Genomic DNA, 22,905 nt, shown 5'->3' with positions numbered 1-22,905 from the left:
CCTCCGCGGCACGACCCGGTTCGACGCCGCTGCGGTGCTGGCCGCTGTCGACCTCGACGACCACCTCGGCCGGCGCGCCGCGCAGCGCCGCCGCGAGCACCTCGACGGCCTGCACCGAGTCGGCGCCCACGCGCAGCGCCACCCGCCCGGCCAGTGCGCGCAGCCGGTCGGCCCGCCGCCCGACGGCCCACACGGGGTAGGCGATGAACAGGTCGATGCAGCCGGCGTCGGCGAACACCTCGGCCTCGCCCACCGTGGCCACGGTCAGCCCGACAGCCCCCGAGTCGAGCTGGCGGCGGGCGATCTCGACGCACTTGTGCGTCTTGGCGTGCGGGCGCAGCGCCAGCCCCCGTTCCCGCGCGAGGGCCGCCGTCCGCCGCAGGTTGGCCTCCAGCACGTCGAGGTCGATGGCCAGGTAGGGGGTGTCGTCGAGGTCCACCGCCCCATCCTCACCCGGCGCGGGTCGCCCGGATGACGGAGACGGCGCCGACGCGGCGCAGCGGGAACGCGACGGGCGCGTCGGGCACGAGGCCGGCGGCGGCGATCCGGTCCACCAGGCCGGAGTTCTCGTGCAGGCGCCGGCTGGACTCCATCCGCTTCCGGAAGAGCCGGCGCCCGTGGCCGTGGCCCTGCCCGGGTTCGCCGCCGTCGAAGTCGGCCAGCACCAGGACGCCGCCCGGGCGCAGCACCCGGCGCACCTCGGCCAGGGTCGCGTCCTTCACCGGCGGGTCGAGGTGGTGCAGCATCAGGCTGGAGAAGACGCGGTCGATGCTGGCGTCCGCGTGCGGCAGCGCGTCGGCGAAGCCGCGGTCGACGTGCACGTCCACCCCGGTCCGCCGCGCCTTGCGGGTGGCCCGCGCGAGCGCCTTCGGGTCGGGGTCGATGCCGGACAGGTCGAGGTCGGGTCGGCGGGCGCCCAGGGCGAGCAGCAGGTTGCCGGTGCCGCAGCCGATGTCCAGCACCCGCTGACCGCGCTGCGGGCCGGCCAGCCGGACCATCTCGGCGTGCAGCCGCCCGACCCGGAACACCCGGTGCACGGTGTCGTAGAGCGGCAGCAGCCAGTCCTTGCCCATCCCTGGGAGGTAGGGCCGTTCGGTGTCCGAATGTGCTGTTGTGGCGTCCATGCAGCCAGTCTGTCCACGTCCTGAGCTGCGATGCTGTACCGATCCTCGGGCCGAGTGGGACGATCCGCGGGTGCGCACCGCACGCCTTCCCGGCGCCCCCGGCCACCCGCCGACCTACGCACTGGCGCCCGCGCCCGGGGAGCTGCCGGTCGCCGTCTGGGGCATCACGCACGGTGTGGAGCGCGGCCCGCGCCTCGACCAGCACGCCCACGACTTCGCGATCGTCACCTACATCGAGACCGGCGGCCGGCTGCACAACGGGGGCCGGGAGGTCGAGGTCCGGTCCGGCGACGTGCTGGTGATCGCCCCGGGCGACGTCATGGGCCCGTTCGAGTTGCCGATCAGCCTGTCGGGCTGGGGTGTGTCGTTCACCCCGGACGCGCTGGGGCCCGACGTCCCCGGCTCGTACCTGGCCTGGCGCACCCACCCGCTGCTGTTCCCGTTCGTGCGCGGCGGTGCGACGGGCGCGCGGCGGCTGTCGGTGCCGGTCGCCGACCGCCCCGAGTGGGCGGCCCGCGTCCGGGCGCTGAGCCGCGAGCTGGACGAGCGGCCCGACGGCTACCGCGAGGCCGCGCTCGCCCACCTGGTGCTGCTGCTGGTCGGGGTGTCGCGGCTGGCCGCCGACGTCGTCGGCGCCCTGCGGGGCAACGCCGAGCCGCTGCTGGCCGAGGTGTTCGCGGTGATCGAGGAGCGCTACCCGCAGCCGCTGTCGCTGCGCGACGTGGCCAGGGCGGTGAACATCACACCGGGCCACCTGACCTCGACGGTGCGCAGGCGCACCGGCCGCACCGTCCAGGAGTGGATCACCGAGCGGCGGATGGTGCAGGCCAGGCGACTGCTGGCCGCCACGACGCTGCCGGTGGGCGAGGTCGGGCGGCTGGTCGGCTACCCCCACCCCGGCTACTTCGCGCGGGTGTTCGGCCGGGTCAACGGGGTGAGCCCGGCCCGGTGGCGCGACGCCGGGCGCTGATCCCCTGGACGCCGGGACGATCACCGAGCAGGCTGCGCCCGTGAGGTACGTGGTGATCGGGGCGGGCGCCATCGGCGGGGTGGTCGCGGCCCGCCTGCACGAGGCCGGCCGGGACGTGCTGGCGGTGGCCCGCGGGGCCCATCTGGCGGCGATCCGCGAGCACGGGCTGCTGCTCGACGAGCCCGACGGTTCCCGAACGGTGCGGCTGGCCGTGGCCGGAGCCGTCCGCGAGGTCGACTGGCGTCCCGACGACGTCGTGCTGCTGTGCACGAAGACCCAGGACAGCGAGGCGCTGCTCGACGAGTTGCGCGCCGCGGCCCCGGACGTGGCGGTGGCGTGCGTGCAGAACGGGGTGGCCAACGAGCGGATGGCCGCGCAGCGGTTCGAGCGGGTGCAGGGCGTCTACGTGATGGTGCCGGCCGAGCACCTGGAGCCGGGGCGGGTGATCGGGTTCTCCGCGCCCGTCGCGGGCGTGCTCGACGTCGGCCGCTACCCGGCGGGCGCCGACGAGCTGAGCACCCGGATCGCCGACGACCTGACCGCGGCCGGCTACTCCTCCCGCGCGGTCGCGGCGATCATGCCGTGGAAGTACTCGAAGCTGCTGGTCAACCTGGGCAACGCGGCCGACGCCGCATGCGGGAGCGACGACCCGGACCTGCGCGAGCTGAACGAGCGGGCCCACGCCGAGGGCGAGCGCTGCCTGGCCGCGGCCGGGATCGCCTTCACCAGCCGCGCCGATGTGCGCGAACGCCGCACCGGCAACGTGTCTGTCCGGCCGGCGGGCGGGCGCGACCGCCCCGGCGGCTCGTCCACGTGGCAGAGCCTGCACCGCGGCTCGGGCTCGGTGGAGGCCGAGCACCTCAACGGCGAGATCGTCGCGCTGGGCCGCGCGCACGGGGTGCCGACCCCGGTGAACGAGGTGCTGCTGCGGACCGTGACGGCGATGGCCCGCGACGGCGAGCCCGCGGGCAGCCGCACCGCTCGCGGCCTGCTCACCGAGGCCGATCGGGCCACTGACCGCGCCTGATCGGGACGGCGGCGGCTCAGCCGAGGGCGGCCGCCGCCGCGGCGCAGGCCCGCTTGGCCCGTTCGACGTCGGCGTGCACGGGCCAGCGCGCGCCCATGCCGGCGGCCAGCAGGACCCGTTGGACCGCCCCGCCGGGCGCGCAGACCAGGTGCAGCGGGCGCCGCGCGGCGGCCGCCTCCTCGGCGGCGTGCTCGAGGCAGTGCAGGCCGGCCGCGGAGAAGTAGTCGACGCGTTCCATGTCGACGATCACCGCTCCGGTGCCGCGGGCGGTGGCCTGCCCGAGCGTCTCGGCCAGCAGGCCGCAGTTGAACGCGTCCAGCTCGCCGCCGACCTCGACGACGACGCAGTCGTCGGCGGGACGGCAGAGTGCGACGATCAGCATGGGAACCGTTTCGCAGGGTCGACCGCGACCCGGCCGACATCGTGGGAGATGATCACTGCGCACGGTCCTCGTTCGGATACTCTCCGCGCAACCGCCGTCGCAGTGAATGCGCCGGACCAGCCATCCTTCGATCGGCCGAACGCCGCTGGCAGGTCCGGTCGCGGTGCGCGACGACGGATCCGGGCAGACATCCGAACAGCCTAGAAGATTAGACCGAGAAGCCGATAGAACGGCCGATGGCCGATCACCCGATCGGCAGCGTACCGACGTTCGAGATCGATCATCACCCGGATGTGGTGAGCTCTCGGCGGCCATCCCGCTGAGCCCGGTGACCTGCGTGGCGCCGACGGGCGTGCCGGCGCGGCGGCACCGCCTGCCATCATCGCCGGGTGCTGGACCGGGAGTTCGCCTGGAAGGGCGACCGCATCCGCTGGACCCGCTACGGCGCCGGGCCACCCGTGGTGCTCTGCCACGGCACGCCCTGGTCGTCGGCGTTGTGGCGCCCGACCGCCGACGCGCTGGCCGAGCGGTTCACCGTGCACCTGTGGGACATGCGCGGCTTCGGCGCCTCGACGATGGCCGCCGACCAGGACGTCTCGCTGGGCGAGCAGGGCCAGCTGTTCGCCGAGCTCGTCCGGCACTGGCAGCTGCCCGAGCCGCCGCGGGTCGTCGCCCACGACATCGGCGGTGCCGTCGCACTGCGCGCGCACCTGCTGCACGGGCTGGAGTACCGCTCGCTGGCGTTGGTCGACGTGGTCGCACTGGCCCCGTGGGGCTCGGAGTTCTTCCGGCTCGTGCACGACGAGTCCGACGTGTTCACCCGCCTCCCGGCGCCGCTGCACGAGGCGCTGGTGCGCGCCTACATCACCGGCGCCGCCCACCGGCCGCTGCCGCCCGCCGCCCACGACGTCCTCACCGCGCCCTGGCTGGGACCGACCGGGCAGCCCGCGTTCTACCGCCAGATCGCCCAGGCCGACCAGCGCCACACCGATGCCGTGGAGCCGCTGTACCCGTCGATCTCGCTGCCCGTCCTGGTCGTGTGGGGCACCGAGGACCAGTGGATCCCGGTCGACCGCGCGCACAAGCTCAGCCGGCTGATCCCCGGGGCGACGCTGCGACTGGTGCCCGGCGCCGGGCACCTGATCCAGCTCGACGCCCCCGACGCGCTGCTGGCGATCCTGCGGGAGTGGCTGACCACCCAGCCGTGACTACTACAGAGCCGTGACGACCTACAGAGCCGCGAAGTAGCGCACCACCGGCATCGCCGTGAAGCCCGCGCGCTCGTAGGTCCGCCGCGCCGGACCGTGCCCCGGGTCGCCGCCCGTCTCCACCATCGCGATCGACATGCCCTCCGCGCGCATCCGGTCGACGGCGAACGCGGTGAGCGCCGACCCGACGCCGCGACGCTGGTGGTCGGGGTCCACGGCGACCATGTGGATCTCACCCAGCCGCTCGGCGCGGTCGAACCGGACCGCGACGAACCCCGCGACGGCGCCGTCGACCTCGGCCACCCACACCGACATCGCCGGGTCGGTGCAGGCCGCGAGCACCGCGGCCCGCTGGGCGACGGGCCAGTCCGGGTAGAACCGCTCGAACACCCCCGACGGCCCGAGCACGACCTCCATCGAGGCGAACACCGGCGCCCACGACCGCAGGGACAGGGCGACGACGGGCTCGTGGTCGCGCTCGTCGAGTGGCCGGATCGGGGTGTCCACCCGGCGATGCTGACAGCCGGTACGCGCGCGTGCGACGGATTTGCCCGCGCTGCCGGATCAGCCGTCGAGACGGCGCCGGGCGCGCTCGCGGCGGGCGGCGTCGGCGAGCGTCCAGAGCGCGCACGGCCAGGCGAGGTCCGGGCGGGTGCCGCCGGGGATGGCGCAGGTCAGGCACGCCCCCGTGGCGTTGGGGCGGTGCAGCGCCATCAGCGAGTCGACGAGGTCGGGCCAGGTGGACAGCACCTCGACCGACGCCCGCCAGATCCTCGGACCTTCCGTGCCTGATTCATCGCTCTGCGCCACCAATCCACCGTAGAGCAGGTGGGACAAACGACTCAAGTGACTCTCGCAGCTCAGTTGACCTTTTCGACTCTGACGTAAACCAATGACGCCGCAGGTCACATACGGTGCAGGCATGCCCGAGAGCCCGCGCGAGCGGCGGGAGAAACTCCTGACGACCGCCCAGGCGGCCGAGTACTTCGGCGTCGACCGCCGGACGCTCGCGCGCTACGCGCGCACCGGGCTGGTCAAGCCCACCGTCGTCCTGCCCAGCGGGCACCTGCGGTGGAGCCTGGAGGACATCGAGCGACAGCTCGCCGAGTTCCGCGCGCGGCAGAACCATGAGGACCCGCCGGAGGACTAGCGCATGCGCCTGGTGACCTGGAACCTGTGGTGGCGCTTCGGGCCGTGGCAGGCCCGCCGTCCCGCGATCCTCGCCTCGCTGCGCGACCTCGCCCCGGACGTCGTCACCCTGCAGGAGGTCTGGGCCGACGAGCACGGGAACCAGGCCGAGGCGCTCGCCGCGGAACTGGGCCTGCACTGCACGTGGGCGCCCTCCCGGGCGCCCGAGTTCTTCCAGCGGCGCATCGACGATCCCTCGGTGCAGGTCGGCAACGCGGTGCTCAGCCGGTGGCCCGTGCTCGACCAGCGGGTCCTGCACCTGCCCGGCGACGACGGCCGCCTCGCCCTGCACGCCCGCCTCGACGCGCCCGGCCACCCGGTGCCGCTGTTCACCGCGCACCTGTCGGCGGGTCCGGCGGAGTCGGGGCGACGCCAGGAGCAGGTCCGCGCGCTCGTCGGGTTCGTCGCCGAGCACCGCCGCGGCACGGCGCACCCGGCCGTGGTCACCGGCGACCTGAACGCCTGGCCCGATTCCGACGAGGTCCGCCTGCTCGGCGGCTACATGACCGCCCCCGCCGTGCCCGGCGAGGTGCTGCTCGACGCCTGGGAGTACGCCGACCCCGCGCAGCCCGCGGCGACGTGGGACCCGGCGAACCCGTTCGTCGCCGACTGGAACCCCGCCGTCCGGATCGACTACGTGTTCGTCGGCCCACCCGCGCCCGACGGCGCCGGCCGCGTCCGGTCGGTGCGGCGGGCCACCGGCCGCCCGGTCGAGGGTGTGTGGCCGTCGGACCACTACGCCGTCGTCGCGGACCTCGCGTGACTCTGCAGGCCCGTCCGCCCGGCGCGCACGAACTCGCCGTCGCCGAGGCGCTGCTGCCCGGCACCGCCCTCGACGGCGCGACGGTCGTGAGCGGGGGTTCGCACGACGTCGTCCGCGTGCCGGGCGTGGCGGCCGTGCGGATCGCCCGCAGCGCCCCGGCGGTCGAGTCGCTCGCCCGGCGCAGCGCCCTGCTGGTCGCGCTGGCCCGGGCCGGCCTGCCGTTCGCCGTCCCGGAGCCGCTCGGCCCCGTCACGTCGACGGCCGGGTGGACCGCGGTCGCCGTCTCCTGGGTGCCGGGGCGGGAGGCTCCCCGCGGCGAGGGCGACCCCGACGTCCTGCGGGGTGTGCTCGACGCGCTGGCCGGCGTCGACCTGGCCCCGCTGGAGTGCCTGCTCGACGTCCCGCACGCCTACGCCGGGCGCGAGCGCTGGGAGGAACTGATGCTCGACGTCGCCGTCCCCCTGCTGCCCGAGCGGCTGCGGGCCTCGGCCCGGCGGCGGATCGCCGAGGCCGTCGCGCTGGAGCCGGTGCCGCCGCGGCTCGTGCACGGCGACCTCGCTGGGGAGAACATGCACTGGTCCGAGGACGGCAGGCTGCTCGGCGTCATCGACTGGGACCTCGCGCACGCGTTCGACCCCGCCGTCGACGTCGCCTGCCTGGCCTTCACGCACGGCTGGCCGGTGATCGGGCGGACGGTCGACGCGCGCACCTACGAGCGGGCCCGGGTGTGGGCGGGGACGTTCCCGATCGAGCAGCTGGTCAAGTACCGGCTCGACGGCGTCGACGACACCGAGATGGACCGGTGGGTGGCGAACGTGACCCGGTGGATGGACGTCGACGGCCACGGTTGAGCGGGTGTGCCAGAATCCCCGCACGGCGTCGGCCACGCCGGACCTCCAGACCGGGCCCCCACGCGGCCCGGCGGTGCGGGGGCGCAGGGGACTCCGAGAGCCTCGGCCACGGACCACGACCGGTGCACGACCAGCTCGAACCGGCCGGGGCGGTGCGCGGGGCGTGGTGGCCGCGCCCGCCTGCCCGGCCGTGGGAGCGGTCATGACCCGTCAGAAGCAGCTCAAGCTCCGCATCCGCGCGCGGATGGCGCGCACCGGCGAGAGCTACAGCACCGCGCGCCGCCACGTCGCCGGCGCGCCCACCCCCGTCGAGCACACCCCCGTCGAGCACGGCGGCTACCGGCTGCGCGGTGGCGCGCACCCGGAGTCGGCCGCGCTGGCCAACGTCCTGGCCCACCACGGCGTCCGCGCGGCGGGCGGCGAGCTGTCCGAAGCGCTCCTGTTCGGCGTCGCCGGCGGTCCCGGGGCCGGCTACATCCTGTGGGAGTTCGAGCGCGACGGCAGCCGGCCGGTGGTGCTCGGGTTCTTCTCGCAGTGGCAGTACCACGACCGGGCGGTGCTGGCCGGGCTCGCGCGGCTGGGCGTCCCGGCCACCGTCGAGCGCACCGGCGGCACCGTCACCGCGGCCCGCACGCTGGCCGCCGCCCTCGACGCCGGCACCCCGGCGCTGGTCTGGCCCGACCGCCGGGTCGCCGGCTACTGGCACCTGCCGGCGCACCTGGACGGCATGGGCGGGCACCCCGTCGTCGTGCACGGGCGCGACGGCGACCGCTACCGCGTCGACGACCGCGTGCTGGCCCCGCTGACCGTCCCCGTCGCGCAACTCGACGCCGCACGCGCGCGCGTCGGCTCCTACAAGAACCTGCTGGTCGTCCCCCGTCCCGAGGGCGACGTCCCGGAGGGGACGCTGCGCGACGCCGTGCTGGACGCGATCGCGGACTGCGCGACCCGCCTCGGCGGCACGTCGTCGTCGTTCGCGCTGCCGGCGTGGGCCAAGTGGGCCCGCACCATCACCGACGGCACGGCCGCGAAGGGCTGGCCGCGCGTGTTCGCCGACGGCCGCGGCCTGGTGGGGGCGCTGGCCTCGGTGTGGGAGGGTGCCTCCCCCGCCGGCATGACCGGCGGCCACCTGCGCGACCTCACCGCCGCGTTCCTGGAGGAGGTCGAGCCCCTGGTCGGCCCGACCGCTCCGGCCGCGCGGGCGTGGCGGGCCGCGGCCGCGGCGTGGCACGAGGTCGCCGAGACCGCCCTGCCCGTCGACGTCCCCGAGTTCGCCCGGCTGCGCGAGCTGACCGCCGCCGTCCAGCAGGCGGTCGTGGCCGAGGGCGACGGGGGTGCGCCGGACGCCGCCGCGGTGGCGGCCGAGCTGTGGGCGCTGCGCGCCGAGCTGGACGGCTCCCCGCCGCTCACGACGCCCGAGCGCGACGACCTGTTCGCCGCGCTGTCGGCCCGCCTGCGGGAGGCGCACGCCGCGGAGAAGGTGGCGGTCGCCGAGATGGCCGCGATCGGCTGACCCCGGACGTGGAACGGCCCCTGGCCGCGGGGGGTGCGGTCAGGGGCCGGGTACGGGATGCCGCTGCGGGCGTCAGCGCCGGCGCAGGCGGGCGAGCATGCCCCGGGCGCGCTGCTGGTTGCGCGGGTTGGTGGCGGCACGGCGGCCCTGGTCGGTGAGCCGGCGGCCCTGCGGGCTGGAGAGGAAGCCTCGGATGCGGTTCATGATGGGCATGGACCAGGACTACCCGGTGCGCCCGAACCGGACACATCACCCCCGGTATTAGCCGCTGACCAGGCAGAACTCGTTGCCCTCCGGGTCGCGCAGCACCTGGAACGAGCCCTGGTCGTCGGTCACCGGGGCGCCGACCGCGCTCGCCCCGAGCCCCACGGCCACCCGGGTGGCGTCGTCGACCGCGTCGACCGCGACATCGAGGTGCAGCCGGTTCTTCCCCGCCTTCGACTCCGGCACCGGCTGGAACGCCAGCCTCGGGAACCCGGGCGCGTCCAGGTGCGACCACCCCCGCGCCCGGTCGACCGGCTCCCCGCCGAGCAGCGCGGCCCAGAACCGGACGAGGCTCGCGGGGTCGGCGGCGTCGACGACGATCTGGCTCAACCGGGTGCGCACGCACGCACCGTAAACCCCGTGCGACCCGCACCCGGCCGCTGGAACCATCCGCCGGTGCCCACCCGCCTCGACCTGCTGCGCAACCAGCTCGACCTGACCTGGTCGCTGCTGGAGTACCACCTCGACCGCCTCGACCCCGACGACCTCCTGTGGGAGCCGGGCCCGCTGTGCTGGACGGTGCGCCCCCGACCCGACGGCACCTGGGTGCCGGACTGGTCCGACGAGGAGCCCGACCCGATCCCCGTCCCCACCGGCGCCTGGCTGACCTGGCACATCGGCTGGTGGTGGAGCACCGCGCTCGACCACGCCCGCGGCCACCCACCCCGCGACCGCGCGGACGTCACCTGGCCGGGCCACACCGCCGCCGCCGTCCACTGGCTGCGCGACCTGCACGCGGCCTGGGTCGACGTCCTCGACGGGCTCACCGACGACACCCTCGACGCCCCGGCCCCGTTCCCGTGGCCGCCCGGCTCCGACCGCACGGTGGCCGACATGGCGGCGTGGGTGACCGCGGAGCTGATGAAGAACGCCGCGGAGCTGGGGCAGCTGCGCCTGCTGCGCGCGGCCGTCAGCTGAGGCGGTCGCGGAGTGCCCGAACGACCGGCCAGGCGCCGTCGGTGGTGTTGGACATGACGGTGTAGGTGAGACCGGACGCCGGGTCGTGCACGCTCGTGAACGACACCCCCGCGTCCATCCCGACCAGCATGACGTGGTCGCGCTCCTCGCGGAGGAAGAACCCGAGCCCACACCGCAGCGGCTCCCCCGGCACGTCGTTGCGCGGCCGCACCATCTCCGCCACCCACTCCGCGGACACGATCCTCCCGGCGAACAGGGCACGCCAGAAACCGCTCATGTCGGCCGCCGTCGTGTAGGCCCCGCCGTCGCCGACCCCGCGCACCGGCAGGTGGAAGACGTTCGTGCGCCACCGGCCGTCGCCGACCGCGAGGTAGCCGGTGGCCGTCCGGTCCGGCAGCTCGTCGGAGCGCAGGAACTCGGTGTCGCCCATCTCCGCCGGCTCGCAGACCCGCGACCGCACCAGGTCGTGGTAGGGCACCCCAGCAGCCCGTTCGGCGATGAGCGCCAGCACCACGTACGCACTGTTGCAGTAGGAGAACCGCTCCCCCGGCGGGAACTTCGCCGGGAAGCCGTCCAGCACCGCCAGGTAGTCCTCGGCGTCCGCGAGCTGCTGCACCGGCACCGGGAGCAGGTAGTCGTCGACGTCCAGGTCGCCGTCCTCGTCGAGGTAGTCCCCGATCCCCGACCGGTGGGCGAGCAGGTGCTCCACCGTCACCCGGTCGTCGACGAGCGGCAGATCGTCGCGCAACACCTCACGCACCGGCATGGCGAGATCGAGCACCCCCCGCTCGATCAGGCTCACCACGACGAGGGCGGTCAACCCCTTGGCGCCGCTGGCGATCGCGAACCGGGTGTCCACAGTGTTCGGGATTCGATGGGCCCGGTGGGCCATGCCGTACGCCCGGGCGAACTCGACCTCGCCGCCCCGGTCGACCGAGACGACGCCGGAGAAGTCGTGCTCGCCGGCGACAGCGTCGATCGCGGTGGGCATCGGCGCAAGGTACTGCGGTCGGGGCGCCGCGGTGAGGGTCAGGCGGCGACCTGCCAGTCGAGCGGGGCGGTCCGAGACCGACAGAGCACGGGCGGGTCGTCGAGCCGTACGGCGGAGCGCCGCTGGAACAAGGCACCGCTGCCCCGCCACTCGAGTGGCTCGTTGCGGACCATCTCGAAGCCGAGCCCCTTGTAGTACTGGTGCAGCGCGTGGTTGGTCGACCACGCGTCGAACCGCAGCAGCGGGCGTCCGGCGCCCTCGGCCAGCCGGCTCGCCCAGTCCAGCATCGCCGAGCCCAGGCCCCGGCCGGCGTGGGATCGGGTGACGGCCATCCGATGGCAGTAGAACGCGCTGAGCACGTCGTCCTCCGGTTTCCAGAAGTCGGCGTCGGCCCACTCGTCGACGGTGATGGTGGCGACCACCCGGCCGGCGTCCTCGATCACCCACAACGTGCCGGCGACGATGTCGAGGTGCACCCAGTTGCGGCGCCAGCAGTCGTCGGTCTGCCACTGCGCCAGGCCGGGATCGAGCTGCCTGATCCATCGGGCCGCCTCGGCGATGAGCGCGACGACCTGCGTGAGGTCGGACATGACCGCCGGGCGGATGAGCACCGGCGTGGCGGGGAGTACAGGGGTCACGGTCGGCTCGCTCGCTCGTGGTCGGGGTGGACGCGGTCGAAGGTGATGACGTTGCGGTCGCCGGGCAGGATCACGCGGACCATCCGCACGGCCTGGTCATCGGCGGTGAACCCGGTGATGACGTGCTCGGCCACCGGGATCCCCGGGCCGATGTCCAGCCAGCGGGCCTCCTCCGGCTTGGGCATCCGGAACCAGATCTCGTCGAGCGCTCGCACCTGGGCGTAGCCGTGGTCGGCCAGCAACTGGTTGGCGCCGCGGACGATGTCCTGGGGCACCATCACGTCGGTGCCGCTGACGATGTCGAGCGGGTAGTAGCTCACGTTGATCTGGTAGGGCACGCCGTCCAAGGACCGGTAGCGGCGCCGGACCACCACGGAGTCGCCCTCGGCGATCCGCAGCCGCCGGGCGACGTCCTTGGGGGCCCGGACGATGCCGACCTCGATCTGCTGGGTCGGGTTGCGCTTGGCTGCGGCCTGGGTGAACGAGTCCGCGTCCTGGATCGTCGCGACGGCCCGGAAGTCGTCCTGCGGACGGTAGGAGAAGTGCTCGAACCGCCGGACGAAGTACCCGACACCGGACGCGGAGCGAAGCAGGCCTTCGTTCTGCAACTCCTTCAGCGCGGAACGCACCGTCGTCCGGGACATCGCGTGCTCTTTCATGAGCTCGGATTCGCTGGGCAGTCGACCGTCGGGGAAGTCGTCGGCGGCGATGCGGGCACGCAGCACTGCGGCCAACTGGGCGTGCTTAGGGGTCGTCACCGCACCCCTCCTGTTGCCATCGGACGTAAGAGTGTCGCCACGCTACTCCAAACGGGTTGTCGGTACTAGATCTGCAGTCATATCAGAACCAGCTGTCGCAGATGGCGTGGCATGCGTTACAGTACCACCTGTCGTAACAGGTACACCTGCCGCCGTCGCCGCCGGCACCCGTCGCAGGGAGGTCGAGGACATGACCCACCACTCCCGCAAGACGCCGCCAGGACTGCTGCCCCACCTGGTCGCCGCATGGCACGGTTGGCAGGCCGGCCGCGCAGGGCTGGGCGTCGAGGAGGTCGTCGACACCCGGTACCTGGTCCGGCTCCGCCGCGACACCGCCCTCGACCTGGTCGCCCTCGCCGACCAGCTCGACCGCGACCTGGCCGCCCTCGCCGACACCGGGCACGGCCACGCCGGGCACGACTCCGCCGACGTGCGGTCGGCGCGCCGGGACGCACTCGTGAGACGGGCCGACGCCGCGGCCGAGGTGCGGGTCGCCGACTACGAGCTGGTCTGCGCCACCTACGGGCGGAACTGGCAGCGCCACCACCGGTACCGCCGGCACGCGCACCTGGGCTGGCGCTGCCCGCCGCTCGCCGCGATCGCGGAGGTGGACACCCATGAAACCCGTTGAGTTGGTCCCGCTCGACCGCGGCCAACTGCTGCGCGAGATCGAGACCCAGGCGCTGCGGGACAGCCAGTCGGACTGGGCCGACGCGGCGGAGACGGATCTGCCGCCCGCGCCGGTGCACCGGGAGATCGACCGGTGGGCGGACCAGCGGCTGGCGCAGATCGCGGCGGCCCGCTCGGCCGACGAGCAGGAGGCGCGGGCCCGGATCCGGACGGCCGACGCGGCGGAGGCGGCGGCCGACGAACGTCGGGCGCTGGCGGACGCGGCGGCGGCCGGCGCCGAACGGCGGCAGGAGGAGATCGCTGCCGTCCTGCGCGGAGAGCGGGCCGGCGACGACGGCGGCGACTGGTCCGACCGCGACCGCATGACCGAGGACCGGAGCCGGCAGCGCCTGGTCGATTGCGCGATCTACGGGGCCGCCGGGGTGGCCGAGATCGGGCTGAACTACCTGGCCTTCCGACTGATGGGGGCCACCCCGGCGGAGACGGCGCTGCTCGCCGGGGCCGTCGTGCTGGTCACCGTGCTGCTGCCCAAGCAGCTGGGCACGCTGGTCACCACCGCGCGCCGGACCCGGCGCTGGACCGGGTGGCCGCTGGTGCTGATGGTCTGTGCGGCGGTCCTGTGGGTCGGGGTGACCGCGTTCGTGGCCGTGGTCCGCACCGCCTACCTGCTGCTGCCGCTGCCAGTGGGGACCTCGGTAGCCAGGCCGCTCCTGGCCGTCGCGGGGATCGAGCCGATGTGGCTGACCGTCGGCTGGCTGGCCGTGGCGCTGGCGGTCGGTCTTGCCGTACTGCTGCGCAGCGCCCACCGCCACAACCCCTACGCCGCGGCGTGGCACGCCGCGGCCACCGAGGTGGAGCGGCTGGCCGCGGCCCGCAGCCAGGCCCGCGACGACGCCGGGCGCGCCGCCGAGCACACCGCGCACGAGCGGGACGCCCTGCGTGCGGTCGCCGAGCGCTACGCCCCGCCGGCCGACGAGTGCCGAGCGCTCGCGGCCGAACTGAAGGACCGGTACGTGCACGCGCTGGGCCGGCGGCGCACCTCGGTGGAGCAGCGGCGGCTCCCGCCGGGCGGCCGAGCCGCGCTGGAGCCACCCGAAGGCGGGGCCGCCGCATGATCCGCCGGATGCTGGTCGGGGCGACCGCCATCGCCGTCCTGACCGGGTGCGCGGGTCCGCCCGCGCAACCTCAGGTCGCGACGGCGACGATCGTCGTGGCCGGTGCCCGGACCGGGTCGCCGCTGCCGGTCTGGAACGACGCCCTGGAGCGGCAGTTCACCGCCGACCTGGACCGCGGCGCGGCCTGGGCGTTCGTGACCCCGGACGGACGCCCGTCGGTCGGCCCGAGGCTGGATCTGACCGTCGCCGGGGACAACGATCTGGTCCGCGGTGCGGCGGTCGCCGAACTGCGCGTCGAGGCCGAAGAGCGGCTGGGATCCCTGCGCGCCGACGACCCGGAGGTCGACCTGCTGGCCGGGTTCGACCTCGCGGCCCGTGCACTGGCGGGGCAGCCCGGTCCGCGGTCCATCGTCGTGCTCGACAGCCTGTTGCAGACCGCCGGGGCGCTGCGTTTTCCCGATCACGGCGGCGCGCTGTTGAGCGCGGACCCGGTCACGGTGGCCGACCGGCTCGGCGCAGCCGGGACCCTTCCCGACCTCGCGGGGGTCACGGTCGTGCTGGTGGGTGCGGGCGACACGGTCGCACCGCAGGAGCCGTTGCCGCCCCCGGCTCGGGCCGCCCTGATCGCCCTGTGGACCGAGGTGCTGCGCCGGGCCGGGGCGAGCGTCGTCGTCATGGAGGCGCCGGTTGCGGCCACTGCGGGGACCGGACTGCCTCCAGTCAGCACGGTGCCGGTGGCCGCGCCCGAGCCGATCGACGGCCCGGTCCCGCTGCCGGACAGCGCCGTCGGCTTCCTGCCCGACCAGGCGGTGCTGCGCGATCCCGACCAAGCGGTCGCGGTACTCGCACCGTTCGTGGACCGGCTCCGGAGCGGGACGGTCCGGGCCGTGCTCACCGGGACGACATCGTCGGCCGGCACCCCGCAGGGGCGCCTCGCGCTGAGCCGCGACCGGGCCGGCGCGGTCGCCGAGTTGCTCCGCCGCGGCGGGGCGCCGGCCGGGTCGCTGGAGGTGCGCGGGGTGGGCACCGACTTTCCCGGCTTCGTCGACGACCGCGACCCGACCGGCGCCCTCGACCCGGTGCTGGCCGCGCAGAACCGGCAGGTGATCATCGATCTGCGACCGGCCTCGGGTTGACGCCGCCTGACCGCCCCGGCGCTCGCCAGAGCCTGGTCACGCATCTGCCGCAGCCACCCGGCGACGACCAGCCGGAGTCGGACGCCACCGATCACGACGAAGACGGCCCCTGACCGCGTCTCCGCTGGTCAGGGGCCGTACCCACTGGGGGTGGCAGGTGAAGGATTCGAACCTTCGTAGGCTAAGCCGACGGATTTACAGTCCGCTCCCTTTGGCCACTCGGGCAACCTGCCGGGGTGCGCCGTGGCGCGTGGATGAGGATACGACAGCCGGCTAGCGGGTTCCGCAGGGGCCCACCGGCGAGGAGGCAACGATGGCCGACCCGTCCTTCGACGTGGTGAGCAAGGTCGACCGCCAGGAGGTCGACAACGCCCTCAACCAGGCCGCGAAGGAGCTCTCGCAGCGGTTCGACTTCCGGGGTACCGGCACCTCGATCGCCTGGTCGGGCGAGGAGGCGGTGGTCGTCGAGTCGGAGACCGAGGAGCGCGCCGTCGCCGCGGTCGACGTCTTCCGGGAGAAGCTGATCAAGCGGGGGATCTCGCTGAAGGCGTTCGAGGCCGGGGAGCCGGCGATCTCGGGCAAGGTCTACAAGGTCAACGGCAAGATCCTGCAGGGCATCGCGTCGGAGAAGGCCAAGGAGATCAGCAAGGCCATCCGGGACGAGAAGCTCAAGGGCGTGCAGGCCCAGATCCAGGGCGACCAGCTGCGGGTGTCGGGCAAGAAGAAGGACGACCTGCAGGCCGTGATCGCGCTGCTCAAGAACAAGGACTTCGGGATCGCGCTCCAGTTCACCAACTACCGCTAGCGCACCCCTGCGTCCGCCCCACCGCGCATACCTACTGGTCGCCGCGCACATGTCGTGACATGTGCGTGGTGACCACGAGGTATGCGCGGGTGCCGCTGTCGGTGTGCGGGGGGCGACGGCCGCGTGGACGTCCAGGCCGTCCGGCACCGCGGGTGGGAGGGTGGGGCGTGCGCGTGGGGATCGCCCACCACCTCGGGTGGGCCGTGGCGGTGACGGCCGGGGACGACCACCGGGTCGTCGATCGCCGACGCATCGAGCTGATCGGGCCCGGGGTGCCGGTGGCGCCCGTCGAGCACGACGTGCAGCCCCTCGACGACCCCTTGGCCGCCGAACTCGTCGCCCGGGTGCGGGCGTCCGCCGCCCGGGCCACGGAGGCTGCGCTCGACGAACTCGCGGCCGCGGTGGGTGGGCCCATCGTCTCGATGTCGCTGCGGGCCTGGTCGCTCGACTTCCCCGACGACATCGCGACCCAGCGGCGGGCGCCGCACTCGGCCCGCGCCGACTCCGTCATGTACCGCCGGGTCCTCGACGACGCGGCGCGCGCCCGCGGCTGGCGGGTGCACCTCTACGCGGCCGACGTCGAGCGCCGGGCGGTCGGGGTGCTGGGGGCTCGGGCCGACGAGATCCTGCACGGTCCACGGGCGGTGCTCGGTCCGCCGTGGACGAAGGACCACCGGATGGCGCTCTCGGCGACGGTGCTGGCCGGCGTCAGCGCGTAACCAGGCGGTCTGAGGTCCCGGGAAAGCGACGACCGCACACCGAGTCCACTGCCAGCGCAGACACCTCCCAGAGGTCCGCCGACGACGATCCACAGCTGTGGACAACCGCGCGTTCCCTGTGGACAACTCCGCAACAGGGAAAATCCCGTATCACGGACGCGGCTCGCCCCGTCTTCCTGATGCGCCCTGTGCCAGGAGGAGGAAGAACCGTGACCGTCTACTCCAGCCGCATCGCCGAGCGCATCGGACCGGGCGCCACCACCGCCCCGAAGCGCATGGCCGCGCGGGCGTCCGTGATGCCAGCGCTGACGGCCGTGCGGGTGAGCGGGCACCCCGACTTCGACCGGGTCGCCATCGACGTCGACGGGGCGCTGCCCGGATTCGACGTGAGCTACGTCCCGCAGATCGCGATGGACGAGTCCGGTGAGCCGGTCGCGGTGCGCGGGCGCGCGTTCCTCGACGTGAGCATCGTCCCGGCGGGAACGTTCGCCGACGAGGACCCGGACGCCTTCCCCCTCCCCGAGATCGACGATCTCGCCGCCTTGCGCGGCATCGCCCACACCGGCGACTGGGAGGGTGTGGTCTCGCTCGGGATCGGCGTCGCCGCGCGGCTGCCGTTCCTGGTGCGGCGCCTCACCGCGCCACCGCGCATCGTCATCGACATCGCGCACGGGCTGCCCGGCGCCGGTCACCACCAGCTGCGCCGCGGCGAACGCGGCGCGGCCGTGGCCACCTGGCAGTGGCGGCTGCGGCAGGCCCTGTCCCGCGACGTCGCCGTCGACGAGGACTTCGGCCCGCACACCGAGACGGCGACGCGCGACTTCCAGCGCTCGCACGGGCTCACCGCCAACGGCGTCGTCGGGCGGCGCAGCCGGGCGGCCATGGAGCACGCGCTCGGGCTCTGACCGGTCAGGAGTCGGCGACGGCGGTGTTCTGGCAGGCCGTCAGCCACCACCGGCCGGCCTCCTTCGCCATCACGAACAGCGGGGTGCCCTCGCCCTCGTCGGCGGCGCGGCGGCCGTCCGGGCTCGTGTAGCGCTGGCGCACCTTGACCGCGGCGACGTCGGGCCGGACGAACAGCACGTGCTCCACCTCCATCGAGCAGGTCAGGTCGCTCATCGCGCCGGGCAGCACCTGCGCGGTGAACGCGGCGATCGCGTCGCGGCCGAGCAGCACGTGCCCGCCGCCCGTCGTCCAGATCGCATCGGGGCGGAACTGGGCGACGAACTCGTCCACGAGCTCGTTCGCCTGGGCGTGCTCGACGGCGGCGACCACGCGCGCGATGGCGTCCAGGTCGGCAGTGCGGGTGTCGGCCTCGATCGTGTCCATGCCGACGACCCTGCGCCCTCAACCCGGGTCGAGGTCAACACGGCCGCGCCGCGGCGCAGCTCGCGGGGCGAGCACCCGAACCACCGCCGCGCCGCCCGGCTCAGCGCCGACTGCTCCGTCAGCCCCACCATCGCCGTGACCTGGCCGAACGGCAGGCCGGTCGTGGTGATCAGGTGGTGGGCGAGGTCGCGGCGGACGCCGTCGAGCACGGCCTCGAAGGTGGTGGACTCGGCGGCGAGACGGCGCTGCAGGGTACGCGGGTGCAGCTGCAGCAGCGAGGCGATGGCCTCGATGCGCACCGGCGACGACCCCACCGCCTGCCCGAGCAGCAGCCGCACCCGGCCGGTGACCGTGCGCCCCGGCTCGGTGAAGTGGCTGGCCAGGTAGTCCAGTGCGATGTCGCGCAGCAGCCGGTCGCCGCCCGGCACCGGGGTGGCGGTGATGCCGCTGGGCACCCGCAGGACGGCGTCGGGCTGGTCGAAGCGGACGTCGGCGCCGAAGAACCCGGTGTAGCGGGCGACCGGGGCCAGCGGCGGGTGCGGGAGGTGCACCGAGCGCAGCCCGTACGCGCCGCCGCGGTGGTCGCCGTGCAGCAGCCGGATGATCCGGTGGAACAGCCCGAGGCCGAGGTCGGCGACCTGCGGGCTCAGCCGGCCGGGCCCGGTGCCGGCGTAGCGCAGGCCGATGACGCCCGGGCGGGCGTCGGGGTCGGGCACGCGGCGGACGCTCAGCGCGGGGCTGTGCACGAACAGGTAGCGGGTGACGCAGTCGAGCGCCTCGCCCACGGTCGGGGAGTTCTCGATCGCGATCGCCAGCGGGCCGAGCACGCCGGCGTCCTGCTGCTCGGCCAGCCGCAGGCCCAGGTCGGGGCAGGTCAGCTCGGCCGCCGCCACCTCCAGCACCCGCGCCGCGGCCGCCGCCCGCACGACGGCCTCGTCGCTGTCGACGGCGCCGGGTGGGATGCCGAAGCGGGCCAGCAGCCCGCGGCCGTCGCCGCCGAGGCGGTCGACCAGCGGCCCGATCCCGCGCAGCCCGGCGGCGCGCACCATCGGGTCCATGTCGTGCGAGGGTAAGGATGTGTCGCGCGGGGGCAAGTCCGCCGCCGCGATCGCGGGAAGACTGGTCCGGCGAGGACCGTCCGCTGCCGAAGGAGCCCGCTGTGACGACCGCTGCCAGCCAACCGGGGGACGACGGCGTCGAGCACCTCGACGTGCTGATCGTGGGGGCCGGCCTGTCCGGGATCGGGGCCGCGTGGCGGCTGCGTCGCGAGCACCCCGGGCGCCGCTTCGCCATCCTGGAGGCCCGCGACGCCATCGGCGGCACCTGGGACCTGTTCCGCTACCCCGGAGTGCGCTCCGACTCGGACATGTTCACCCTCAGCTACCCGTTCCGGCCGTGGCGCGAGCAGGACTCCATCGCCACCGGCGAGAGCATCCGCACCTACATCCGCGACACGGCCGCCGAGACCGGGATCGAGCGGTCGATCCGCTTCCGGACGCGGGTCGTGGGGGCGTCGTGGTCGTCGCCCGACGCGCGGTGGACCGTGCGGACGGAGGTCTCCGCCCCGGACGGCACCACCTCCTCCCGCACCTACACCTGCGGGTTCCTGTTCCTGTGCACCGGCTACTACAGCTACGACCACGGCTACCAGCCCGCCTTCGCCGGCCTGGACGACTTCGCCGGCCGGTTCGTGCACCCGCAGTTCTGGCCAGCGGACCTCGACCACGCCGGCAAGCGGGTGGTCGTGATCGGCAGCGGGGCGACGGCGGTGACCCTGGTGCCCGCCATCGCCGAGACCGCGGCGAACGTCACGATGCTGCAGCGCTCGCCGTCCTACGTGGCCGCGCTGCCCGGCGTCGACGGCTTCGCCGACCTGGCCCGCCGCCGGCTGCCGGCCGCCCTGGCCCACCGGCTCGTCCGGGCCAAGAACATCGCGCTCACCCAGGCCTTCTACCAGCTGGCCCGGCGCCGGCCGAAGCAGGTCAGGAAGGCCCTGCGCGACCTGGCGCTGCGGTTCCTGGAGCCGGCCGCGGTCGACGAGCACTTCACCCCCGCCTACGACCCCTGGGACCAGCGGCTGTGCGTGGCCCCCGACGGCGACTTCTACCGCGCGATCCGGGACGGGAAGGCCTCGGTGGTGACCCGGCGGATCGCCCGCTTCGTCGAGCGCGGCATCGAACTCGACTCCGGTGACGTCCTCGAAGCCGACATCGTCGTCTCCGCGACCGGGTTGGACATGCTGGCCTTCGGCGGCGCCGGGATCACCGTCGACGGCCGCCGCGTCGACCCCGGCGACACGGTCGCGTACCGCGGCCTGATGCTGGGCGGCGTGCCCAACCTGGCCTTCACCATCGGCTACGTGAACGCCTCCTGGACCCTGCGGTCGGACCTCGCGGCCCGCTACGTCTGCCGGCTGCTCGCCCACATGGACCGGAACGGTTGGGCGGTGGCCACCCCGACCCCGCGCGACGTCGGCCGGCTGCGCCCGCTGCTCGACCTCACCTCCGGCTACGCGCTGCGCGGCGCCGGGCGCTTCCCGAAGCAGGGCGAGCGCGGGCCGTGGGCGGTGCGCAGCAACTATCCCCTCGACCTGCTCGACCTCCCCCGCGCCGACCTGCGCCGCGACATGGCGTTCGCGCCACGACCACCCGCCCGCCGCACCGCACCCGTGGAGGTCGGAGCATGAGCCGTCGACAGCCCTACCGCTTCGCCGGGCGCACCGCCGTGCTCACCGGGGCCGCCAGCGGCATCGGCGAGCAGTTGGCGTACGGGCTGGCCGTGCGCGGCAGCGACCTCGTGCTGCTCGACCGCGACGCCGCCCGCCTCGACCAGGTGACCGAGCGGATCCGCACGGCGCACCCGGGCATCACCGTCGAGACCGCGGTCGTCGACCTGGCCGACCGGGCGGCCACCGTCGCCGAGGCCGAGCGCATCGCCGGGGCGCACCCCCGCATCGGCCTGCTGGTGAACAACGCGGGCGTCGCGCTGGGCGGGCGCTTCGAGCACCTGAGCCTGGACGAGTTCGAGTGGGTCATGGACGTCAACTTCCGGGCGCCGCTGCTGCTGACCCACCACCTCCTCCCGTCGCTGCTGGCCGAGCCGGGCAGCCACCTGGTGAACCTGTCGAGCCTGTTCGGGCTGATCGCGCCCGGCGGGCAGTCGGCGTACGCGGCCAGCAAGTTCGCGCTGCGCGGGCTCAGCCAGGCGCTGCGCGCCGAACTCGCCGTGCACGGCACCGGGGTGACCACCGTGCATCCCGGCGGGATCCGCACGCGGATCGCCGAGAGCGCCCGCATCGCCGCCGGCTCCCCCGAGGGCGAGGTCGACCAGGGGCGCGAGGCCTTCGCGAAGCTGCTCGACTACCCGCCCGAGAAGGCCGCCGAGGAGATCCTGCGCGGCGTCGAGCGGCGCAAGGCGCGAGTGCTCATCACCCCGGAGGCCCGCGTGCTGGACGTGCTGGCCCGGCTGCTGCCCGCCGGGCACATCGCGCTGCTGGCCGCGGCCACCAACCGCGGGAGCGCTCCCGCCCGCGGCGCCAGGGAACGCTCCCGATGACCCCGGCCGGGACCCGGTTCGTGGCCGTCGGCGGGGCCCGCATCCACGTCCGCGACACCGGCGACCGCGGCCTGCCGACCGTCGTCGCGCTGCACGGCATCGGGCGCACCCTGCAGGACTGGGAGCCCCAGCACGACCGGCTCGCCGTCGGGCGCCGGATGATCAGCCTGGACCTGCCGGGCTTCGGGTTCTCCGACCGGCTGCCCCGGACCGGCTCGCCGCCGCGGGATGCCGACGACGTGCTGCCCGACCTGGCCGACGGCGTGCTGGCCACCCTGGACGCGCTCGACGAGACCGGGCCGGTGCACGTGCTGGGCAACAGCTTGGGCGGTGCGGTCGCGCTGCAGGTGCTGGCCGGCCGCCCGGCGCGGGTGCGCAGCCTGACGCTGGTGAACAGCGCGGGCTTCGGCCGGGAGGTGACGGCCGCGCTGCGGCTGCTGGCGGTGCCCGGCCTCGGGAAGCTGCTGCTGCGGCCCAGCCGCGGTTCGACCCGGCGCGCGGAGCAGGCCCTGTTCGCCGACCCGGCGTTCGCCACCGAGGAACGGGTCGACCACGCGATGGCCGTGGCGCAGCGGCCCGGCACGGCGACCGCGTTCCTGGAGGCGGGGCGGGCGCTGGGCACCTTCCGCGGGGTGCGGACGGACTGGCGCACCAGGCTGCTGGAGGGCGTGGCGGCGCACCCGCGCCCGACGCTGATCCTGTGGGGCGACCGCGACCGCGTGCTGCCCCCGCACCACCTCCGGGCGGCGCTGGACCTGCTGCCGCACGCGCAGACCCACGTCTACGGCGGGGTGGGCCACATGCCGCAGGTGGAGCGGGCCGACGAGGTGGGCCGGCTCGTCGGCGCGTTCCTGGCCCGCCACGACACCGACACGGACACCGACGCCCCGCCGGCTGCTCCGGCGCACCGCTCGGGCGCCGCTTCGTGATCACCTCTGCACGGAATGTCATGGGGCGACGGTAACCGCGACCACCGACAGGAACCGGACGCTCCGCGACGTCCCGGGCCCGGACGGTGACG

28 protein-coding genes, 1 tRNA gene and 1 pseudogene are annotated in these 22,905 nt (G+C 74.7%); 17 read left to right on the top strand and 13 right to left on the bottom strand.

Features of this window, described 5'->3' with window-relative positions; genetic code table 11:
* Nucleotides 1-439 (bottom strand): alanine racemase (locus tag KIK08_RS11330; RefSeq protein ID WP_214403018.1); only part of this gene is annotated, 439 nt, incomplete at its 3' end.
* A 10-nt stretch (nt 440-449) separates the two neighbouring features.
* Nucleotides 450-1,124: a class I SAM-dependent methyltransferase gene (locus KIK08_RS11325; protein WP_214403017.1), complete on the bottom strand. Its 675-nt coding sequence runs from the start codon at nt 1,122-1,124 to the stop codon at nt 450-452.
* Nucleotides 1,125-1,194: 70 nt separating this feature from the next.
* Here KIK08_RS11325 and KIK08_RS11320 point away from each other — a divergent pair, with 70 nt between their 5' ends.
* Nucleotides 1,195-2,094, top strand: coding sequence for a helix-turn-helix transcriptional regulator (locus KIK08_RS11320; protein WP_214403016.1), 900 nt, complete (start codon nt 1,195-1,197; stop codon nt 2,092-2,094).
* 40 nt (nt 2,095-2,134) lie between these two features.
* The gene (locus KIK08_RS11315; protein ID WP_214403015.1) at nt 2,135-3,121 is read left to right on the top strand and encodes a ketopantoate reductase family protein; all 987 of its coding nucleotides are present in this window, start codon (nt 2,135-2,137) and stop codon (nt 3,119-3,121) included.
* 16 nt (nt 3,122-3,137) lie between these two features.
* Here KIK08_RS11315 and KIK08_RS11310 read toward each other — a convergent pair whose 3' ends face one another.
* Entirely contained in the window at nt 3,138-3,503 is a 366-nt protein-coding gene (locus tag KIK08_RS11310) for an STAS domain-containing protein (RefSeq protein WP_214403014.1), read from the bottom strand.
* Between the two features lie 389 nt (nt 3,504-3,892).
* Between KIK08_RS11310 and KIK08_RS11305 the strand changes: the two genes are divergently transcribed.
* A complete protein-coding gene (locus KIK08_RS11305) occupies nt 3,893-4,711 on the top strand; it encodes an alpha/beta fold hydrolase (protein WP_308257582.1) in 819 nt (272 codons plus the stop codon).
* Nucleotides 4,712-4,732: 21 nt separating this feature from the next.
* Here the strand turns inward: KIK08_RS11305 and KIK08_RS11300 are convergent, their stop codons facing one another.
* Nucleotides 4,733-5,218: a GNAT family N-acetyltransferase gene (locus KIK08_RS11300; protein WP_308257581.1), complete on the bottom strand. Its 486-nt coding sequence runs from the start codon at nt 5,216-5,218 to the stop codon at nt 4,733-4,735.
* A 57-nt stretch (nt 5,219-5,275) separates the two neighbouring features.
* Nucleotides 5,276-5,521, bottom strand: a complete 246-nt coding sequence (locus KIK08_RS11295) for a hypothetical protein (protein WP_214403013.1) — start codon at nt 5,519-5,521, stop codon at nt 5,276-5,278.
* A gap of 112 nt (nt 5,522-5,633) precedes the next feature.
* Here KIK08_RS11295 and KIK08_RS11290 point away from each other — a divergent pair, with 112 nt between their 5' ends.
* The 4 genes from KIK08_RS11290 (at nt 5,634) to KIK08_RS11275 (ending at nt 9,026) form a co-directional block, all read left to right on the top strand.
* A complete protein-coding gene (locus KIK08_RS11290) occupies nt 5,634-5,861 on the top strand; it encodes a helix-turn-helix domain-containing protein (RefSeq protein WP_214403012.1) in 228 nt (75 codons plus the stop codon).
* A 3-nt stretch (nt 5,862-5,864) separates the two neighbouring features.
* A complete protein-coding gene (locus KIK08_RS11285; RefSeq protein WP_214403011.1) occupies nt 5,865-6,662 on the top strand; it encodes an endonuclease/exonuclease/phosphatase family protein in 798 nt (265 codons plus the stop codon).
* Complete coding sequence (locus KIK08_RS11280) at nt 6,659-7,513, top strand: phosphotransferase family protein (RefSeq protein ID WP_214403010.1); 855 nt, start codon at nt 6,659-6,661, stop codon at nt 7,511-7,513. The genes KIK08_RS11285 and KIK08_RS11280 overlap by 4 nt, the downstream gene beginning before the upstream one ends.
* A 202-nt stretch (nt 7,514-7,715) precedes the next feature.
* Nucleotides 7,716-9,026, top strand: coding sequence for a BtrH N-terminal domain-containing protein (locus tag KIK08_RS11275; RefSeq protein ID WP_250556765.1), 1,311 nt, complete (start codon nt 7,716-7,718; stop codon nt 9,024-9,026).
* Between the two features lie 72 nt (nt 9,027-9,098).
* Here KIK08_RS11275 and KIK08_RS40980 read toward each other — a convergent pair whose 3' ends face one another.
* Together KIK08_RS40980 and KIK08_RS11270 are read right to left on the bottom strand one after the other, a co-directional pair.
* Complete coding sequence (locus KIK08_RS40980; RefSeq protein WP_256446197.1) at nt 9,099-9,230, bottom strand: hypothetical protein; 132 nt, start codon at nt 9,228-9,230, stop codon at nt 9,099-9,101.
* Nucleotides 9,231-9,287: 57 nt separating this feature from the next.
* On the bottom strand, nt 9,288-9,632 hold the full coding sequence (locus KIK08_RS11270) for a VOC family protein (RefSeq protein WP_308257580.1): 345 nt from the start codon (nt 9,630-9,632) through the stop codon (nt 9,288-9,290).
* Between the two features lie 18 nt (nt 9,633-9,650).
* Between KIK08_RS11270 and KIK08_RS11265 the strand changes: the two genes are divergently transcribed.
* A complete protein-coding gene (locus KIK08_RS11265; RefSeq protein WP_308257579.1) occupies nt 9,651-10,208 on the top strand; it encodes a DinB family protein in 558 nt (185 codons plus the stop codon).
* Here the strand turns inward: KIK08_RS11265 and KIK08_RS11260 are convergent.
* From KIK08_RS11260 to KIK08_RS11250, 3 genes are read right to left on the bottom strand one after another with little or no spacing between them, the layout of a single operon-like run.
* On the bottom strand, nt 10,201-11,199 hold the full coding sequence (locus KIK08_RS11260; protein WP_214403008.1) for a serine hydrolase domain-containing protein: 999 nt from the start codon (nt 11,197-11,199) through the stop codon (nt 10,201-10,203). The genes KIK08_RS11265 and KIK08_RS11260 overlap by 8 nt on opposite strands.
* A gap of 38 nt (nt 11,200-11,237) precedes the next feature.
* Entirely contained in the window at nt 11,238-11,837 is a 600-nt protein-coding gene (locus KIK08_RS11255; RefSeq protein WP_214403007.1) for a GNAT family N-acetyltransferase, read from the bottom strand.
* Nucleotides 11,834-12,595 (bottom strand): GntR family transcriptional regulator, encoded by a 762-nt coding sequence (locus KIK08_RS11250; RefSeq protein WP_214403006.1) that lies wholly within the window; start codon nt 12,593-12,595, stop codon nt 11,834-11,836. The genes KIK08_RS11255 and KIK08_RS11250 overlap by 4 nt, the downstream gene beginning before the upstream one ends.
* A 190-nt stretch (nt 12,596-12,785) precedes the next feature.
* Between KIK08_RS11250 and KIK08_RS11245 the strand changes: the two genes are divergently transcribed.
* From KIK08_RS11245 to KIK08_RS11235, 3 genes are read left to right on the top strand one after another with little or no spacing between them, the layout of a single operon-like run.
* Nucleotides 12,786-13,226, top strand: coding sequence for a hypothetical protein (locus KIK08_RS11245; RefSeq protein ID WP_214403005.1), 441 nt, complete (start codon nt 12,786-12,788; stop codon nt 13,224-13,226).
* Complete coding sequence (locus KIK08_RS11240) at nt 13,213-14,340, top strand: hypothetical protein (protein ID WP_214403004.1); 1,128 nt, start codon at nt 13,213-13,215, stop codon at nt 14,338-14,340. Before KIK08_RS11245 ends, KIK08_RS11240 begins: the two co-directional genes overlap by 14 nt.
* Before the next feature lie 8 nt (nt 14,341-14,348).
* On the top strand, nt 14,349-15,476 hold the full coding sequence (locus KIK08_RS11235) for an OmpA family protein (RefSeq protein WP_214403003.1): 1,128 nt from the start codon (nt 14,349-14,351) through the stop codon (nt 15,474-15,476).
* 151 nt (nt 15,477-15,627) lie between these two features.
* Here the strand turns inward: KIK08_RS11235 and KIK08_RS11230 are convergent.
* Nucleotides 15,628-15,709: transfer RNA gene (locus tag KIK08_RS11230), tRNA-Tyr, on the bottom strand.
* Between the two features lie 80 nt (nt 15,710-15,789).
* On the opposite strand from KIK08_RS11230, the gene KIK08_RS11225 reads away from it, so the two are divergent.
* The 3 genes from KIK08_RS11225 to KIK08_RS11215 all read left to right on the top strand — a co-directional run bounded on the left by KIK08_RS11225 (nt 15,790) and on the right by KIK08_RS11215 (nt 17,905).
* Nucleotides 15,790-16,281 carry a YajQ family cyclic di-GMP-binding protein gene (locus tag KIK08_RS11225; RefSeq protein ID WP_214403002.1) on the top strand — a complete coding sequence of 164 codons (492 nt, stop codon included), beginning with the start codon at nt 15,790-15,792 and terminating at the stop codon, nt 16,279-16,281.
* Between the two features lie 167 nt (nt 16,282-16,448).
* Nucleotides 16,449-17,000 (top strand): hypothetical protein, encoded by a 552-nt coding sequence (locus tag KIK08_RS11220; protein ID WP_214403001.1) that lies wholly within the window; start codon nt 16,449-16,451, stop codon nt 16,998-17,000.
* A 209-nt stretch (nt 17,001-17,209) separates the two neighbouring features.
* Nucleotides 17,210-17,905, top strand: a complete 696-nt coding sequence (locus KIK08_RS11215; protein WP_214403000.1) for a peptidoglycan-binding domain-containing protein — start codon at nt 17,210-17,212, stop codon at nt 17,903-17,905.
* A 4-nt stretch (nt 17,906-17,909) separates the two neighbouring features.
* Here KIK08_RS11215 and KIK08_RS11210 read toward each other — a convergent pair whose 3' ends face one another.
* Both KIK08_RS11210 and KIK08_RS11205 read right to left on the bottom strand, forming a co-directional pair.
* Nucleotides 17,910-18,329, bottom strand: a complete 420-nt coding sequence (locus KIK08_RS11210; RefSeq protein WP_214402999.1) for an SgcJ/EcaC family oxidoreductase — start codon at nt 18,327-18,329, stop codon at nt 17,910-17,912.
* Nucleotides 18,330-18,391: 62 nt separating this feature from the next.
* Nucleotides 18,392-19,378, bottom strand: a pseudogene (locus KIK08_RS11205) (AraC family transcriptional regulator); the annotation flags it as partial.
* A 110-nt stretch (nt 19,379-19,488) separates the two neighbouring features.
* Here KIK08_RS11205 and KIK08_RS11200 point away from each other — a divergent pair.
* The 3 genes from KIK08_RS11200 to KIK08_RS11190 are packed head-to-tail and all read left to right on the top strand — an operon-like array spanning nt 19,489 to nt 22,813.
* The gene (locus KIK08_RS11200; protein WP_308257576.1) at nt 19,489-21,015 is read left to right on the top strand and encodes a flavin-containing monooxygenase; all 1,527 of its coding nucleotides are present in this window, start codon (nt 19,489-19,491) and stop codon (nt 21,013-21,015) included.
* The gene (locus tag KIK08_RS11195; RefSeq protein ID WP_214402997.1) at nt 21,012-21,884 is read left to right on the top strand and encodes an SDR family NAD(P)-dependent oxidoreductase; all 873 of its coding nucleotides are present in this window, start codon (nt 21,012-21,014) and stop codon (nt 21,882-21,884) included. Before KIK08_RS11200 ends, KIK08_RS11195 begins: the two co-directional genes overlap by 4 nt.
* Entirely contained in the window at nt 21,881-22,813 is a 933-nt protein-coding gene (locus KIK08_RS11190) for an alpha/beta fold hydrolase (protein WP_214402996.1), read from the top strand. Before KIK08_RS11195 ends, KIK08_RS11190 begins: the two co-directional genes overlap by 4 nt.
* The last annotated feature ends 92 nt before the right edge of the window (nt 22,814-22,905 follow it).

Source organism: Pseudonocardia lacus, assembly GCF_018531445.1.
Taxonomy (GTDB): Bacteria; Actinomycetota; Actinomycetes; order Mycobacteriales; family Pseudonocardiaceae; genus Pseudonocardia; species Pseudonocardia lacus.
This window is presented reverse-complemented; position numbering and strand designations above follow the sequence as displayed.

Coding starts and splice junctions, on each gene's coding strand:
- KIK08_RS11325 (WP_214403017.1), bottom strand. CDS start 1,124: ATGGACGCCACAACAGCACATTCGGACACCGAACGGCCCTACCTCCCA.
- KIK08_RS11310 (WP_214403014.1), bottom strand. CDS start 3,503: ATGCTGATCGTCGCACTCTGCCGTCCCGCCGACGACTGCGTCGTCGTC.
- KIK08_RS11290 (WP_214403012.1), top strand. CDS start 5,634: ATGCCCGAGAGCCCGCGCGAGCGGCGGGAGAAACTCCTGACGACCGCC.
- KIK08_RS11285 (WP_214403011.1), top strand. CDS start 5,865: ATGCGCCTGGTGACCTGGAACCTGTGGTGGCGCTTCGGGCCGTGGCAG.
- KIK08_RS11275 (WP_250556765.1), top strand. CDS start 7,716: ATGACCCGTCAGAAGCAGCTCAAGCTCCGCATCCGCGCGCGGATGGCG.
- KIK08_RS40980 (WP_256446197.1), bottom strand. CDS start 9,230: ATGAACCGCATCCGAGGCTTCCTCTCCAGCCCGCAGGGCCGCCGGCTC.
- KIK08_RS11260 (WP_214403008.1), bottom strand. CDS start 11,199: ATGCCCACCGCGATCGACGCTGTCGCCGGCGAGCACGACTTCTCCGGC.
- KIK08_RS11245 (WP_214403005.1), top strand. CDS start 12,786: ATGACCCACCACTCCCGCAAGACGCCGCCAGGACTGCTGCCCCACCTG.
- KIK08_RS11240 (WP_214403004.1), top strand. CDS start 13,213: ATGAAACCCGTTGAGTTGGTCCCGCTCGACCGCGGCCAACTGCTGCGC.
- KIK08_RS11235 (WP_214403003.1), top strand. CDS start 14,349: ATGCTGGTCGGGGCGACCGCCATCGCCGTCCTGACCGGGTGCGCGGGT.
- KIK08_RS11225 (WP_214403002.1), top strand. CDS start 15,790: ATGGCCGACCCGTCCTTCGACGTGGTGAGCAAGGTCGACCGCCAGGAG.
- KIK08_RS11210 (WP_214402999.1), bottom strand. CDS start 18,329: ATGGACACGATCGAGGCCGACACCCGCACTGCCGACCTGGACGCCATC.
- KIK08_RS11195 (WP_214402997.1), top strand. CDS start 21,012: ATGAGCCGTCGACAGCCCTACCGCTTCGCCGGGCGCACCGCCGTGCTC.
- KIK08_RS11190 (WP_214402996.1), top strand. CDS start 21,881: ATGACCCCGGCCGGGACCCGGTTCGTGGCCGTCGGCGGGGCCCGCATC.